The organism is Kitasatospora sp. NPDC051164, assembly GCF_044455625.1.
GTDB lineage: Bacteria > Actinomycetota > Actinomycetes > Streptomycetales > Streptomycetaceae > Kitasatospora.
Genome location: NZ_JBITFB010000011.1, coordinates 105,499 through 120,967, shown reverse-complemented (window position 1 = coordinate 120,967; position 15,469 = coordinate 105,499). Strand labels below are relative to the sequence as shown.

The window sequence follows — 15,469 nt, the reverse complement described above, 5'->3', positions numbered from 1 at the left end:
AGTCGACGTCAGAGATCGTGAGCGCACCGTGACACCAGCATTCGCCGGGCCTCCTCGAGCATCGCTGCCCGTGCCCTGCCGGACCAGCCTGCGATGCTCGCGCCCCGGCTACCGCGCTGCGTGGTGACGGTTCGAGTGTCTACCCGCCCTGAGATGTGCGAAGGAGATCAGATGTCGGACTCGGTGACCGAGGTAGCCGCGGATGCCGAACTGGCACGCCTGATCCGAGGCGGACACGAGCGGGCCCAGTCGGCAGCAGCCGACGTGGCGCACCGTCACCGGGACGCCGTGGTGACCTACGCCGGCCTGCTGTGCGGGGAACGCCGCGCTGTGGGGAAGCTCGCGGACGAGTCCTTCGGGCGAACCCTGGAAGCCGTTCGCTCCGGTGCCGGACCCACGGAGAACTGGCGGCCGTACCTGCTGGCCGAGGTGAGGAGCGCCGCGGCCGGATGGGCCGACACCGGGCGCAGAGCGGCACTGAGCGCGGGCTTCGTCGCCTGGCTCGATGCCCTGCCCCAGCCGGAGCCGGCAGCTCCGTCAGCCCGTGCGGCGGTCACCGCGGCGGAATCGGACTCGTTCCTCCTGCGCGCGTTCCGGAGTCTTCCGGAGTCTCGGCAAGCCGAGCTGTGGCACTGCCTCGAGGAGTCGACCGGCCGCCCGCCGACGCCTCGACCGGAACCCGACGCGCCCGCACGACAGCTTCTCTACGACGCCTATCTCCAGATGTACGCCGCGCGAGTGCCTCATCGGCCGTGCCGCCACCTGGTCGCCGTACTGGGTGACTTCGTCCGGCACGGCACCGGCGACACGAGGAACCTCGATCGCCACCTCTCGCGGTGCGAGAGTTGTTCTCGCGCCGGAGGCGAACTGACCGCCATCGACCTCTGGCAGCGGCCGGTGCTGCTCCAGGGGTTGCTCCTGTGGGCGGGAGAACCGTCGTCAACCGCCTTGCCGGTGATCGCGGCCTCCTCCCGGCAGGCGTCGGCAGCCGTACCGAGGCCCGCACGTCTCACCCGAGCGCGTCCGCCGCACAGAGGTGGGCGGCGCCCTGGCGGACGGCGCGCGCTGGCCTGTCGTGGCGCGGTAGCGGCGGGTGCGATGGCAGCGCTGGCCATCGCCGGGGTGGTCCTCATCGAGACCATGGACGCGGCGGGAACACACCCCCCGCTGGCCGGTACCGCCCTGCTCCCGGTCTCTGCGGCATCAGCATCCCTCACGAGTCCGGTGGACGTCTCGGGCGCGCCACCGGTCGCCCCGTCTCCCCGCACGTGGACCGTCTCGGCGTCGGCCACTCCGTCCCCCTCCCCGTCGGCCCCACCGTCGACGGCGGTCCGGACCCCCTCGGCGTCAGCCGTCCCGTCCCCCTCCCCCTCGGCGGTCGCCGCACCGCCCTCGACCGACAAGCCCATCGGCCTCCCACTCGTCAACAGGAGCACGGGGCTTTGCGTCGGCCTCACCGACAGGAGCGGCGACGGCCCGCTGCAGCTCCAGCAGTGCACGGGCCGGGCGTCCCAGCGCTGGGAGCGCCTGGCGGTCAGTCAGAACGCTTACCAGCTCCGCAATGCGGACACTGGAACCTGCCTCGACGGGACCACCAGCGGCGGAAACGACGTCGTGGTCGCTCTCCGGAGCTGCCGGTCCGACGCTGCACGCGCGCAGCAGCTGTGGCGGTTCGTACCGGACACCGAACCCGGCACGTTCCGGCTGTGGTTCGTGCCGCCGGTCCCGTCGAGTGACTACTCCTGCCATCTGCTCGGCCCGCAGAACTGGCCCGAGGCCGACCCGCCGCGGCCCGGGTCACCCCTCGTGCAACTGCCCGATTACTACCATTCCGAGAGTTTTCTGTTCACCATGAAGTGACCGCCGCGTGTGCGAGAAGGGGTCCGGTCCTGTTCGTTCACCAGCGCGACGAGGTCGTCCGAACCGCGTTAGTGCCCGTGCGTACCGTCCCGTGCCCGCGCAGCGGCAGGGCACCTCGGCCACGCCCCCCGCCGTGGTGCGCTGCCGGTTCGGCCGGGTGTTCGTGGCAGATGTGAGCTGGATTTGAGCAGCCCGTGCCGCCAAGTCGTGCCCGTGCGGCTGGCACGAGGCCGGGCCGGCTGAGTCGGGCTACCGCCCGTCGTGCCCGATCGAGTCCCCCCGGACTTGGGATTCCCCGTGCCGTAGACGGGCAGGACCCGGCTACGGTGCTGACGCTTCCCCGCCGTGCCCGAGTTGGTGCCGTCCGCTTCGAAGGCGATGACGTCGCCGTCCGTCACCCGGCGCAGGCTCGCATCGGCGTCGGCATCGGCGACGACGTCGTCCTCGACCACCGGGGGGCGACGACCGGCAGAGCCTGCGCCCTGACCACGACTCTGCCGTGGCCGCAAGCCGCAAGCCGCAAGCCGCAAGCCGCAAGCCGCAAGCCGCAAGCCGCAAGCCGCCAGCAGTGCCGGGCACTCCGGCCTCTCCAGCCCGCTCGCTGTGCGTGCCACGTCGTCCATTCGTCCAGGTTCGTGGCTCTGGCGTGCGCCCAGGGGCCACTGGGCCCTGTCTGGTCCGCCGAACGGCGGCCATTCGGCGGATCGCAGGCCGACGGGAGAGTTGTCGGACGTAGCGTGGACCTGGATGGCATCGGGCGCCCCACCGGTTCTGCGCTGAGCCTCGGACGGACGGCGTGGGCGGGTGCGGTTGCCGGGCCCGGAGCCGCCGGTCGGAGTCTCCGGCCGGGTGCCAGTGCTTCGGTGCCGGTGGCGCCGCAGGCGGCATGGAGAGTTGAGGCGGGCGAATGGCGGAGGCGGGAATCGACTATGCGGCGGTGTTCCAGGCGTTGCCCGGCATGGTGGCGCTCCTGACTCCCGACCTGGTGTACGCCGAAGTGAACGAGACGTTCGTACGGTTGTCAGGGCGCACCCGGGAGCAGCTGGTGGGCCGCTACCTGTTCGACGTCTTTCCCGACAATCCGAACGACCCGGCCGCGACCGGTGCCCGCAATCTGCGCGCCTCCCTCGAACGGGTGCTCGCCACCGGCGAGCGGGACACCATGGCGCTGCAACGCTACGACGTCGAATCCATGGAACGCCCGGGCGAGTGGGAGGAGCGGTACTGGAGCCCGGTCAACGTTCCCCTCCTGGGACCGGACGGCCGGGTGGTGCTGTTGGTCCACCGGGTCGAGGAAGTCACCGAACTCATCAAGGCAGGCGGTGGCTCCCGAGGGACCCAAGCCCGGGTCCTGGAGGCGGAGCTCTACACCCGCGCGCGGGAACTGCAGGAAGTCAACGAACGGCTCCGTGAGGCCCATGCCCGTGAACGAGAGGTCGCCCTCGCCCTGCAGACCGCCATGCTGCCCGCGCCCGGCCCGGTCGGCCACCACCGCGCCGCCGTGCGCTACCGCCCCGCTGTCGGCTCCCTCAACGTCTGCGGCGACTGGTACGACCTCGTCGACCTGCCCGGCGACCGCATCGGCGTCGCCGTCGGCGACGTCGTCGGCCACGGCCTCCAGGCCGCCGGCGTCATGGGACTGCTCCGCAGCGCCCTCAGTGCTGCCTCACGCGTCGCCGACGGCCCCGCTCAGGCGTTGGAAGTCCTCGGCCTGTACGCCCGCTCCGTCGACGGCGCCGAGAACACCACCGCGGTCAAGACCTACATCGACTGGGACACCCACACCATCACGTACAGCAGTGCCGGCCACCCGCCACCCGCCCTGCTGTGCGCGAACGGCACCGTCGAATTCCTCGACCAGGCCACCGACCCCCCGCTCGGCGCCCGCCCCGAACACGTCCCCCGCCCTCAGGCCACTACCGGCTTCAGCGAGGGCGACACGCTCGTCCTCTACACCGACGGCCTGATCGAACGCCGCCGCGAGGACATCGACACCGGCCTCGCCCGCCTCGCCGATTCCCTGGCCCGTCACCGCACGGCCGACCCCGAGCCACTCGCCGACGCCCTTCTCCTCGACCTTCTGCCCGCCGCAGGCGCCAGCGACGACACCGCCCTCGTCATCGTCCGGCTCTGATACCGGGCCGTGCCTTCGACACCGGCCGGCCCGGAGCACTTGCTGGTAGCGGGCCCGGTCGCGCCTCGGAAGCTCGACCTGAGCTTGAGCTCAGGTCACCGGCAGCCTGGTCTGGCGGGCGGAATCGGGATACACGCCGGGTATGCCGTTCTTCCGCAGCCACAAGCGCGGCTTCGAGAGCGAGCCGCCGAACGCGGAAATTCAACGGCACCGCCCGGCCGGGACACAGCGCAACCGTCCCGGTCGTCGTCGCCTGGCCGTAGGCGTCCTCAGGACCGCGGGGCGGTGACGCAGGCGGACGGGGGCGCAGTCGGTGCCGTCCGGTCCGGAGGTGGAGGCGCCGCCGGCTTCACGGTGGACAGCAGAGAGCCGGCCAGCAGGCCTGCACAGGCCAGGCCGAGGGCGGCGTTCAGGCGGTGGCGACGGGTCGGGAGAGCAGAGGGCGGCGGTACGTGAAGCGAAGTGACCGTCATCCGGGTCGGTGTTCCCATTCGTGAGTGGTGGCGCCGGTCGGAGGCCCGGACAGGGCGATCGGAGGTCCGGGTGCGGCCTGGTCAGAAGGCGAACGTCTCGCAGTGGATCCGGCCCTTCGGCACCCCGCCGTTCCGCAGGGCGGTGATGGCGGCCTCGGTCATCCCCGGTGGCCCGCAGAGGAACACATCGCGTTCGCGCAGATCGGGCACGAGCCTGCGCAGCAGGGCGGGGGAGAGCGGGTTGTGCTCGCCCTGCGACGGGCCCAGCAGGTAGTGCAGGCCGGACTCCCGTCGGGCGGCTATCGCTTCGAGTTCGTGGCGCAGTATCAGTTGGTCCGGATTGTTGGCCCGATAGAGGAGGACGATGTCGCCGGGCCCGCCGGGGAGCGTCTCGAAGAGGGCTCGCATCGGGGTGATGCCGACGCCTCCCGCCAGCAGCAGCACCTTGCGGCGGGTGCGGCGGTGCGCGGTCACCGCGCCGAACGGGCCGGTGGCGATGACCCGTACGCCGGGACGCAGCCGTCGTACGCGACGTGTGTGGTCGCCGAGTGCCTTGACCGTGATCCGAAGTGCGCCGGCCTGTGGGGCGGCGGACAGGGAGAACGGGAGGGTGGTGTACCAGAGTTTGCGGGTGAGGAACCGCCATCGGAAGAACTGGCCGGCCTGCGCCTGGAGTTCGTCCAGGTGATCCCCGGCGATCACCACCGAAACCACCCCGGGTCCTTCGCTGTGTACATCCGCCACGTGCAGACGGTGGCGAAGCATCTGTCGGACCGGCACCACGCAGCGGTACCACAGCAGCAGTACCGCGACCTGGGCGTGCATCAGCGACCACAGCCAGGGGAGCAGCGAGGCGCGGGCGATGTCGGGGCCGGCCACCTCGTGAGCGAAGGCAAGACTGGCCGCCGCGTACGTCAGCAGGTGTACGGTTCGCCAGGTCTCGTGCCGGACCCGCCGGCGCACGGCGCGGGCGGAGACCACGCCGACGAGGCACAGCAGGAGGGTGCCCGCGGTGGCCTCCGCCAGCGCGGGATAGTCCAGGACGGCCTGGGCAGCGGACACCACGTCGGTACCGGTGTACACCGTGAACCCCAGCAGGGCGAGCAGGGCGTGCGTGCCGACGAGTGTCAGCACGTAGCGCCCGCCCCGGGCGTGCCAACGGGCCAGCACGTCCGCGCCGACGCCGTGTTCGACGGCGGGTATCCGCGCCATCAGCAGCATCATCACGAGCATGCCGTATCCGGCGAGGAGCCCGGTCAGGTGGGCGCCTGTGGCCAGTAGGGCGTCGAGCCGGGTGGACGGCACCGCCTGGACGGCCCACGCACCGGTCACGACCCAGGCGCCGGTCAGGATGCCGCGCAGTAGTGCCTGCGGGTGGAGGCGCGGTGGAGTGGTCGCGCCGGCGGCCCGTGCGCGGTGCCGGGCCGCGTGGTTGGACGCGCCTGTCCTGGACGGCTGGGCGGGCAGGAGTGACGTGATGTCACCGGAAGGGCTCATGGGAGGGGCAGCTCTGGGGGTTGGGGGGAGGTGGGTGGTCGGCGGACCGTCACGGCGGAGGGCTCCCGCCTTGCGACGTGCCGCTGTCGGCGGGGCGTCGGGCACGGTCCGGTGGGGCGCGTACGGGACCAGGGCGGTCGAGAACGCCTCAGGTCGCCGGAAGGTGCGGGTCAAGGGAGTCCATCGGAGCCCCGAAGAAGGACGGCTGGACCGGGCCGTCGGTGGGCTGCCGGTGGTGATCCGGGTCGGCGGGCCCGCGGGAGTCGTGCTGGGACGGCGTCGCGAGGGCCACGAGTGCGCGCGAGGTCCACTGGTCGACCAGGCCGCGCGCTCGTGCCGCCTCGGCGCGCGCCGCGTCGCGTTCAGCCGACACGGCTGCCAGGAGACCGTGGAGTTCCTCGACCCTGGAGGCCAGGCCGGTGGCCTCCTGCTGGCACCTGGCGGCGTCGGCGAAGGCGGCGTCCCTGGCGATCTGGGTCCGGTGGGCCCAGGCGAGGGCCGCCTGGGCGGCCTGTTCGGCCTGTTCGGCGTGGACGGACATCTGTGCCGACCGGTAGTCGGCGTCGGTCCGGGCGCGTTCTGAGGCGGCCCGGGCCGCCTCCGCCTGCTCGGCGAAGAACAGCGCCTGCTGCCGTTCGGTCTCCGCCGAGCCCAAGTCCTGGCGCAGCTCGTCGTTCTGTCCGGCGGCACGCGCCGCCTCTTGGCGCACCGTGTCCAGGTCGGTCCGCGCCTCGGCAAGGGCGGCACGCAGCCTGCCCACGTCCGCCCGGGCACTGTCGAGGGCGCGCCGCAGTTCGCCGATCCCGTCCGGGAACGCGTCGGGCTGTCCCGGATTCCCGCGGCCCGTGGGAGATTTCGGCGCGAGCTGATGCGGCTGGGGGGAGCGTGTCCGCGGCACGGCGGGCTCGGCGCCGAACGGCCGCAGGCGTACGTGGCCGCCGCCCTGCCCCGACGGGGCCGGTCTTGCCGGTTCGGGATGCGGGGCGGACACCCCGCGATCCGCGCGCAGGGTCTGCAGGCGCAGCCTGGCCTCACGCGCGGAGACCGTGACCGTGTTCGCCGCCACCCGTTCCAGGAGATTCGTTGTGTGTGTGGCGGCCTCGGTGCCGTGTTGGACGTGCAAGGCTTCTCCTGTCCTGATGTCATGCGGCGCGTTTCATGCGGACCCGACGGCCGTACCGGCCCGGTGGAATACAGCGGGGCGGCGCGCGAGACTCCCACGACCGTTCGACTGACGTTCCGCGCCGTGGCGCCGGGCGTGATTCCGGGAAAGCCGGGGCCACGCACGCCGGCTGACACGACTCTAGCCAGATGCCTATTCAGAGGAAAATGCCCGGGATTAAGGGACGACTAAGGAACGGTTATTGTTCGCCGGGCACCGGCCGGAATCCACGCGGCGTTGGGAAGCGGCCCCGCCGGTCGTCCGCGCGTGAGGCGGCCCGTACGTCAGGACTCGTAGCTCTGGACCATCGGCGGGTGTCCGTTCCAGGTGGCGAAGACCGACGAGGTCTTCCCGTTGCCGGTGAAGTCCACCCGCAGCCACCCCTTCGCCCGCCATACCGTCACCGCGTACCCGGACGCAGGCGTGGCCGACACCAGCGAGGCCGAGTCGGTACCGAGCGCCAACGTGACCTGCCCGCCGTGCACCGTGTAGCCGTGGACGTCCCCTGTGCTGTCCGGGCTCGTGGGCGGTGTCGCGGAAGCCGACGTCCTGGGCGAGGGCACGGCCGCGGGCGCGGTCCTCGACGGTGTGGTGACGGCCGTCGGGGACGACGGTCGGGGGCTCTGCGACGGGGTCGGTGTTCCGTCCGGTATGGGCGGCGCGGTGTGGGCCGCGACCCGGTCCGGTACCGTCAATGCCTGCGGCGGCCCGAAGATCGCCGCCCGCAGCACGGTGTTGACGCCGAGCCAGCCCACGGCCGCCGCGGCTACGGTGGCGACGAGCCATGCCGTCGCAAGAGTCCAGGTACGCACTGCCCCATCATGCCCGGGGCACAGCCGCCTTCCCGCAGTGGCGGCGTGCGGCACGGGTGGCGTACGGTGACGGCACTATGGCAAGTGTGCTCCTCGTCGAGGACGATTCGTTCGTCAAGTGGGCTGTCATTCGTGATCTGACTAACGCCTCACACGCCGTCCGCAGTGTCGGCACGGCGCTGGAGGCCCTGCGGGAGGTCTCCCGGAATCCTCCGGACGTCGTCATCCTCGACCTGGGCCTGCCCGATCTGGACGGCGCCGAGGTGCTCAAGATGATGCGGGGCGTGTCCGACGTGCCGGTCCTCATTGCCACCGCCCGCGACGAGGAGGCGGAGATCGTCCGGCTGTTGCACGAGGGCGCCGACGACTACGTGGTCAAGCCGTTCTCCGGACCGTACCTCAACGCCCGGCTCGCCGCGCTGCTGCGCCGGACGAGCGGCGGTACGCGCTCCGAGGTGCTGGTCGTGGGCGGTCTCAGGGTCGATGTCCGCCGCCGGGAGGCAACCCTTGACGGCAGGCAATTGGACCTCGCCCGGAGAGAGTTCGATCTGCTTGCCTGTCTCGCGGCCCGGCCGGGAGAGGTCGTGACCCGCCGCGAGCTGCTCACGCAGGTGTGGCAGCAGCCTTACGGCGAGGACCAGACCATCGACGTCCACCTGTCGTGGCTGCGCCGGAAGTTCGGTGAGCGTGCCGCCGCGCCGCGCTACCTGCACACGGTGCGCGGGGTCGGGGTGATGCTGGAGGCACCTGCGAACTGCCCTCCCGCGTCCGGGCCGTGAGAGGGGCGTTGGCGCGGTTCGCGATCGCCGTGGCCGCCATGGTCGCCCTCGCCTTCTTGATCCCGCTGGCCCTGACCGTCCGGGAGTTCGCCAAGGACCGTGCGTTCGTCGAGGCGGAGCGCCAGGCGGCCTCGGTCGAACCTGTCCTCGTGGTGACCACCGATCAGGTGGCGGTGACCCGTGCCCTGGCCAGCACGCCGGTCGGCGCTGCCGGCCGGATCGCTGTGCACCTGCCGTCCGGGGCGGTCATCGGGCCGGCCCACGCGGATGACGAGCAACTCGGCGCCGCCGTCCGGCAGGGCCGCGCCTTCACCGCCCGGGTGGCGGGCGGTTACGCGGTACTCCAGCCCGTGGTGCTCGACCAGGGGGCCGTCGCGGTGGTCGAGGTCTACCTCCTGGACGATGACCTGCAACGGGGGCTGGGTACCGTCTGGCTGGTGCTGGGCGGTGTGGCCGTGGTCCTGATCACGCTCTCCTCTCTGGTGGCCGACCGGTTGGCGGCCCGGCTGGTCGGTGCGACCCGTCATCTGGCCGGCGGCGCACGCGCCCTCGGCGCCGGGGATCTCGACGTGCGGGTCGACGCCCAGGGTCCTTACGAACTGCGCGAGGTGGGACTCGCGTTCAACGCCATGGCCGGGAGGATGGTGCAGATGATCACCGCAGAGCGGGAGTTCGCGGCGGACCTGTCACACCGGCTGCGCACGCCGCTCACCGCACTGCGTCTCAACGCTGCGGCACTCGACGCCGGTCCGGTCGCGGACCAGACCCGGCAGGTGGTGGCCTGGTTGGAACAGGAGGTGGACCTGGTCATCACCACGGCTCGGGCGGGAAGCGCGAGGCGGGAAGCGGCCGAGTGCGACGCCACCGACGTGCTCGCCGAGCGCATGGCCTTCTGGTCGGCGCTGGCGGAGGACCAGGGGCGGCGTTGGGGGTTCTCCGGCCCGACCGGGCCGGTTCCGGTTCCGGTGGCGCAGGCCGAGTTGGCCGCTGCGGTGGATGCCGCGCTCGGGAACGTCTTCCGGCATACCGGCGAGGGGACGGAGTTCTCGGTGACCCTGCTCGCGGAGGGCGGCGCCGCGGTCATCCTGGTGGCCGACGCCGGGCCCGGGATCGCGGCCCCGGAGGTCGCACTGCGCCGCGGCCAGGGCAGTCGGCGGGAGGGTTCGACCGGGCTGGGCCTCGACATTGTGCGCCGCATGGCCGAAGGAGCGGGCGGGGACGTGCGGATCGAGCGCTCGCCGCTGGGTGGGGCGCAGGTGCGCATCCGGCTTCCCGTCGCGCCGGGGGCCGAGCGCCCGCCCGGGGTGAGCGGACCCGGGCCGCGGACCGCGGGGCGGCGTGCCGGGCGTCGTGCGGTTCCGGGGCGGCGGGGCGAGCACACCGCGGTGTGATCGCCCGAACACCGGATGGTGAGGACAGGCGCGACGATGCTGCGCCGGCTCGGGCGGCACGCCGTGGGGCCGGATTCCGTGCCGGCCCCGCGACGGACAAGAACGCCCGGAACCTCACCCCGGTGCCCGGGCGGTGCGGCTCACACCCGGCGGTCGCTGCGGCGGCGTCGGGCCAGGAAAATCGCCGCGCCACCCACCCCGAGAACCCCTGCCGCACCGGCGGCGAGCGGTACGACGTCCGCGGCACCGGTGTGGGCCAGGCTCTCGGCGGAGTCCGTCGTGGTGGAGTTGGTCGTGCCGGCGTTGGGCTGAGGCGTGTTGCCCGGGGTGGCGGATGCGCCGGCCGCCGCGGACATCTCCCCGTCGCTCATGTCCATGCCGTCGTTCGAGCCGGAGCCCGCGTGGGTGGCCGTGCCGCTTCCCGTGGCGGTGCCCGGCTTGCCGGCCTGCCCCGAACCCGCGCCGGGCTTGCCGCCCGTACCGGAACCCGCAGTCGGGGTGGAAGCCGCAGTCGGTGCGACGCTCGGGTTCGAACCCGCCCCCGGAACGCTGCCCGAGCCGGCGCCGCCGAAGATGACGTCGGAACAGGAGTAGAAGGCTTCCGGGCTGTCGGACCGCTGCCAGATCGCGTAGATGAGATGCCGCCCCTGCTTCTTCGGCAGCTGTGCGGTCATCTCGTACGACCCGTTCACGAGCGGCGGGTCCGAGGCCTTGAGGAAGGGATTCGGCTCCAGGTCGGACCACTTCAGCGGCTTCGTGGGGTCGTAGCCGTCCTTGGTGACGTACAGCTCGAAGCTACCCCGGTGCGGGGCGGTCCCGCGGTACCTGAACGTGAAGTTGCCACTGGTCGGCAGAGACGTCGCGGGCCAGTCCGCGCGAGCCAGGTCGAGGCCCTTGTACTGATCGTTGCCCGCGCTGCACAGCTTGCCGTCCGGGATGAGCTGGTGATGGCGACCGGCGGCGTCACCAATCCTCACCCCCATCCAGTCGTAGAACCCCTGGGTGCCGCTCGCCGCGACGGCGGCCTGGCAGGCGTCCGACTTGGGATGCTCCGGACCTTCCTGGTAACAGGTGTAGACCCGGCTGACCGGATTCTGCATGGAGCCGTGGGCCTGGGCCACGCCGGAGGTCATGGCGACGACCATCAGCGGCAGAGTTCCGCAGGCGGCCGCCAGGGCCTTCTTGCGTCGTGAATTGATGACAGCTCTCCTCTTCGGGACTGGGTTGGAAACCGCCGGGACGCGTCGCGAAACACTGCCTGGAACGGCCTTCGACGCGAACAAGGGCGCCCGGGGGATAAATCCTCGTGCCGGGTTTCCGACTGCCGGTACGGGTTGCCCGTATCGGCGACCGCCAGGCTATCCGCGCCGCAGTATCCGAGATCGCTGAACAAGCCCGCAATTCGATGTCTTGCGGCACTCTTAAACATTCCTTCAAGGTGCTTTACGGAGCAGTGCCGGGCAGCCCTCCGGAGCGTCGGAGGTGGCATGCCCGGTGAGTCCGGCGCACCGACTCCGGCCCACCGGGCCAGCGGCTCCCGCGCCGAGCCGGTACCAATGGGGCGTGAGGCACATCACTCCGGAAGTCTCCCTTGCCCGACGCTTCTCACGCGCCTCTCACGGACGCGGGGTCATGAGGCGTCATCGGGGGCCATGCGTGGTGGGCTGGGTAGGCCCTGGCGTGCGGGTTCCGTACTGAACGGACTGACCGTCACGACCTTTCGACCGCTGGGGGTCAAGGGGTCGCAGGTTCAAATCCTGTCGTCCCGACCAGCGTTTTCGCAGGTCGGAGGCCGTTTCCATCGAGAGATGGAAACGGCCTTGATGCGTTTTTGGGGCCTTGTGAGTGCATTGTGAGGGCGGGATCTCGCCGAGTCGATCAAGGCGGGTGCTTGGTCGTGTCAACTCGCCTTTGAGGGCTGGCCCTTGATCGTGGCGGCTTGGTTGTGGTGTTGGCCGGTGTGAGCGGCGGGTGTGCGTGGGCGTGGCAGCTTCATGGAGTCGGCCGAGGTGAGGGCTTGGTCGATGGTGCCGACGGCGTCGCGGGCGGCCTGGGTGGTGAGGTAGCCGTAGATGTTCGCGGCGGTGGACAGGGTGGCGTGCCGCAGGGTCTTGGAGATGGTGGCGGCGAGGTGGCGCAGGTCGTGGATGGCAGTGCGGGGGACGTCGAATTGCCGGCAGAGGTCGTGCAAGTGGTTGAGGACGTACTGAGGGTGCAGGGGGCGTCCGTCGGGGCGGTGGAAGACGAAGCCGCCGTGGTCTGCGTGTGACGGCGGCGAGGGGCCTTTGTCGACTGCGCGGTGGCGCAGGGCGGTGGCGACGCGCGGGGAGACGGCGACCCACGACTTGCTGCTGCGGGTCTTGGGGTTGGTGAGGACGAGGCGGTTGTTGTCGACCGCGGACAGCGTGTACTGGATGTAGAGGACGCGTTCGGGCAGGTGGACGTCATCCCAGTGCAGGTCGAGGGCTTCGCCCTTGCGGATGCCGGTGCCGATGAGGACCTCGACGAGGTCGGCGAAGGCCGGGTCGGTGCCGCGGCAGCGGTGCAGGAAGTGGATCGCGTCCTGCACCGTCCAGATCTGGCGTTCGGCCGCGGAGGGGCGTGGGATGACGGTGGGTCGGGCCGGGTTGTAGGCGAGGCGGCGCTGTCGGACGGCGTCGCCGAGGGTGCTGGACAGGGTGGCGAGGCAGCGGTGAACGGTCACCTTGCCGCGGCCGGAGTCGAGTTGGGCGTGGGTGAAGGCGGCGATGTGGGAGTGTCCGAGGTCGTCGAGCCTGACCACGCCGAGGGCGGGGATCAGGTCGTGGGTGACGTAGTCGCGGTAGCGCGCGTCGGTGGTGGGCTTGCCCGGCGTGGGCTGCGGAGCGCATGGTGATCACTTCCTGCGGGTCGTACGAACAGCCACGCTCATGGTCTCCCGGCGGGCGTCAGCAGCCGGTGAACCCCCGCACTCACTCCGTGCTCACAAACGGCTGAATGGTGCCCTGACCTGCGGCGACCCCTTGTCGGGCGACAAGGGGTCGTGGACTCGCTGGCGCTGCTCGGTGCCGCAGGGCGTAGCGTCCCGATATGACCGCTGACCACGGGCTCGAGAGCAGCCGGATCATCGCGCCCTGCGGAGCCGGCTGCGCCCAGATTGCTCACCTGTCGTGGGCGAGGCCGACCAATCCGGGCGATGCCAGCCTGCGCATACCGATACGTGGGCTTGACCTGCGGCGACGACTCTCCGAGCCCCGCAGGTAGCCGGTTGCGAGAGCGAGGAGGTCGCCCGGCGCTTCATCCAGGGCACCGTCGCCAAACAGGGCTTCGATGAAGGCGAGTTGACGATCCACTCCGAGCGGGCCGGCGCAACCTGTGGCTGAGGACCCTGGACCGGCTCAGCCTCGGCTTCGACTCTTGGCAGTTCGGCTGCTACCCCGGCTGGAGCCGGGGCAGCAGCCGGCAAACGGGAATTTCGGGGTCACGCCGTCCGGCAGCCTATTATCGCTTCTTGAGCCTGCGGACCTGATCCCCGGCTCACCAGGTACGGAGAGGCGTCACCCGGCCTGCTGCCGATGCGTACCCGAGGAAACCCGTGAGCACCGAACAGTCCGTCCCCGTCCCGCAGGTCCTTCATGAGGCCGGCCGCCGACGGACCTTCGCCGTGATCAGCCATCCGGACGCGGGCAAGTCCACGCTCACCGAGGCGCTGGCGCTGCACGCGCGGGCGATCACTTCTGCCGGTGCGGTGCACGCCAAGGGTGACCGACGCGGCGTGACCAGCGACTGGATGGAGTTGGAGCGCGAGCGCGGAATCTCGGTGACCTCGGCCGCATTGCAGTTCGGCTATCGCGACCACGTGATGAACCTGGTCGACACCCCCGGCCACGCCGACTTCTCCGAGGATACCTACCGGGTGCTGGCCGCCGTCGACTGCGCGATCATGCTGGTCGACGCGGCCAAGGGCCTGGAGGAGCAGACCCGCAAGCTCTTCGCGGTCTGCCGCCATCGCGGCGTCCCCGTGATCACCTTCATCAACAAGTGGGACCGGCGCGGCCGGGATGCCCTCACCCTGCTCGAGGACATCGAGACGCACCTCGGGATCACCCCCGTCCCGGTCGTCTGGCCGGTCGGCAACGCCGGCAACCTGCGCGGCCTGGTCGAAGCGGGGAACACCGAGCAGATGCTGCGCTACACCAAGGTGCCGGCCGGCACGCACGCCGCCCTCGAGGAGCAGCTCACCTCGGAGAAGGCCGCCGAGCAGGAGGGCGAAGCCTGGACGACCGCGCTGGAGGAACTGGAGCTGGTGCTCTCCTCCGGCCCCGGTTACGACCAGGAGGCCTTCGAGGCCGGCAAGATCAGCCCGGTCTTCTTCGGCGCCGCGCTGACCAACATCGGTGTGAAGCCCCTGCTGGACGCCGTGGTCGACCTCGCGCCGGCTCCCGGGCCCCGCCCGCTGGCCAAGGGCGGCAGCCGCGAGGTCGGCGAGGAGTTCTCCGGTCTGGTGTTCAAGATCCAGGCGAACATGGACCCGGCCCATCGCGACCGGATCGCCTTCGTCCGAGTCTGCTCCGGTGTCTTCGAGCGCGGCATGCACGTCACCCGCGCGGCCAGCGGCCGCTCCTTCGCAACCAAGTACGCACACACCGTCTTCGGGGCCGAGCGCACCGTGGTCGACACCGCGTACCCCGGCGACGTGGTCGGCCTGATCAACGCGAGTGCGCTGCGGGTCGGCGACACCCTCTTCACCGGCAAGAAGACCGAGTTTCCCCCGCTGCCCGCCTTCGCCCCCGAGTACTTCGCGGTGGCACGGCCCAAGGACATCAGCCGTTCCAAGCAGTTCCGCAAGGGCGTCGCCCAACTCGATGAGGAAGGCGTGATCCAGGTGCTGGTCTCCGACCGGCGTGGCGACCAGGCGCCGGTCATGGCTGCGGTCGGCCCGATGCAGTTCGACGTGATCCTGCACCGGATGGAGCACGAGTTCTCTTCCCCGATCGCCCTCGACCAGCTCTCCTACCGCTTGGCCCGGATCACCGACGCCGACGGCGCCGCAGCCCTGGCCAAAGCCCGTCTGACCAACGGCGAGGTGCTCACCCGCCGCTCGGATGACGTGCTGCTGGCCTTGTTCGCCGACAAGTGGCACCTGAACGCCTTCCAGCGCGCCCAACCCGACATCCTGCTCCAGCCGCTGATCGCCACGGCGGACTGATCGCCGACCTCTCGGAACGGCGGCGCCGCTCGGCACGGCGGACGGCGCATGGTACGGCCCCTGCCGGGGGTCTTCCGGCGCGCGCCGCCCCTGTGGGTGCCGACAAGTCTGTCCGTGCACGTCATGCGGCATGTCGGTGCTCGTGGAGGGTGCCGCCGAGACGGTCGTCCGCG

10 protein-coding genes are annotated in these 15,469 nt (G+C 71.3%); 5 read left to right on the top strand and 5 right to left on the bottom strand.

The window, feature by feature from the left end:
• Positions 1 to 93: 93 nt before the first annotated feature.
• Both ACIBEC_RS17995 and ACIBEC_RS17990 read left to right on the top strand, forming a co-directional pair.
• A complete protein-coding gene (locus ACIBEC_RS17995; protein ID WP_360493159.1) occupies positions 94 to 1,860 on the top strand; it encodes an RICIN domain-containing protein in 1,767 nt (588 codons plus the stop codon).
• A gap of 907 nt (positions 1,861 to 2,767) precedes the next feature.
• Complete coding sequence (locus tag ACIBEC_RS17990; protein WP_360493156.1) at positions 2,768 to 3,994, top strand: SpoIIE family protein phosphatase; 1,227 nt, start codon at positions 2,768 to 2,770, stop codon at positions 3,992 to 3,994.
• A gap of 554 nt (positions 3,995 to 4,548) precedes the next feature.
• Here the strand turns inward: ACIBEC_RS17990 and ACIBEC_RS17985 are convergent.
• From ACIBEC_RS17985 to ACIBEC_RS17975, 3 genes are all read right to left on the bottom strand, one after another.
• Positions 4,549 to 5,964: a ferredoxin reductase family protein gene (locus ACIBEC_RS17985; protein WP_360493153.1), complete on the bottom strand. Its 1,416-nt coding sequence runs from the start codon at positions 5,962 to 5,964 to the stop codon at positions 4,549 to 4,551.
• A gap of 148 nt (positions 5,965 to 6,112) precedes the next feature.
• On the bottom strand, positions 6,113 to 7,087 hold the full coding sequence (locus ACIBEC_RS17980; RefSeq protein WP_360493151.1) for a hypothetical protein: 975 nt from the start codon (positions 7,085 to 7,087) through the stop codon (positions 6,113 to 6,115).
• 323 nt (positions 7,088 to 7,410) lie between these two features.
• Positions 7,411 to 7,938 carry a hypothetical protein gene (locus tag ACIBEC_RS17975; RefSeq protein ID WP_360493148.1) on the bottom strand — a complete coding sequence of 176 codons (528 nt, stop codon included), beginning with the start codon at positions 7,936 to 7,938 and terminating at the stop codon, positions 7,411 to 7,413.
• Between the two features lie 77 nt (positions 7,939 to 8,015).
• Between ACIBEC_RS17975 and ACIBEC_RS17970 the strand changes: the two genes are divergently transcribed.
• Positions 8,016 to 8,717, top strand: a complete 702-nt coding sequence (locus ACIBEC_RS17970; RefSeq protein ID WP_360493577.1) for a response regulator transcription factor — start codon at positions 8,016 to 8,018, stop codon at positions 8,715 to 8,717.
• Positions 8,714 to 10,108, top strand: a complete 1,395-nt coding sequence (locus ACIBEC_RS17965) for a HAMP domain-containing sensor histidine kinase (protein WP_360493145.1) — start codon at positions 8,714 to 8,716, stop codon at positions 10,106 to 10,108. Before ACIBEC_RS17970 ends, ACIBEC_RS17965 begins: the two co-directional genes overlap by 4 nt.
• 140 nt (positions 10,109 to 10,248) lie before the next feature.
• Here the strand turns inward: ACIBEC_RS17965 and ACIBEC_RS17960 are convergent, their stop codons facing one another.
• Together ACIBEC_RS17960 and ACIBEC_RS17955 are read right to left on the bottom strand one after the other, a co-directional pair.
• Positions 10,249 to 11,391, bottom strand: coding sequence for a lytic polysaccharide monooxygenase (locus tag ACIBEC_RS17960; protein WP_360493142.1), 1,143 nt, complete (start codon positions 11,389 to 11,391; stop codon positions 10,249 to 10,251).
• A 617-nt stretch (positions 11,392 to 12,008) separates the two neighbouring features.
• Positions 12,009 to 12,890, bottom strand: a complete 882-nt coding sequence (locus ACIBEC_RS17955; RefSeq protein WP_360493139.1) for a tyrosine-type recombinase/integrase — start codon at positions 12,888 to 12,890, stop codon at positions 12,009 to 12,011.
• 792 nt (positions 12,891 to 13,682) lie between these two features.
• On the opposite strand from ACIBEC_RS17955, the gene ACIBEC_RS17950 reads away from it, so the two are divergent.
• Positions 13,683 to 15,296, top strand: coding sequence for a peptide chain release factor 3 (locus ACIBEC_RS17950; protein WP_360493136.1), 1,614 nt, complete (start codon positions 13,683 to 13,685; stop codon positions 15,294 to 15,296).
• Positions 15,297 to 15,469: the final 173 nt, after the last annotated feature.

Coding starts and splice junctions, on each gene's coding strand:
- ACIBEC_RS17995 (WP_360493159.1), top strand. CDS start 94: ATGCTCGCGCCCCGGCTACCGCGCTGCGTGGTGACGGTTCGAGTGTCT.
- ACIBEC_RS17990 (WP_360493156.1), top strand. CDS start 2,768: ATGGCGGAGGCGGGAATCGACTATGCGGCGGTGTTCCAGGCGTTGCCC.
- ACIBEC_RS17985 (WP_360493153.1), bottom strand. CDS start 5,964: ATGAGCCCTTCCGGTGACATCACGTCACTCCTGCCCGCCCAGCCGTCC.
- ACIBEC_RS17970 (WP_360493577.1), top strand. CDS start 8,016: ATGGCAAGTGTGCTCCTCGTCGAGGACGATTCGTTCGTCAAGTGGGCT.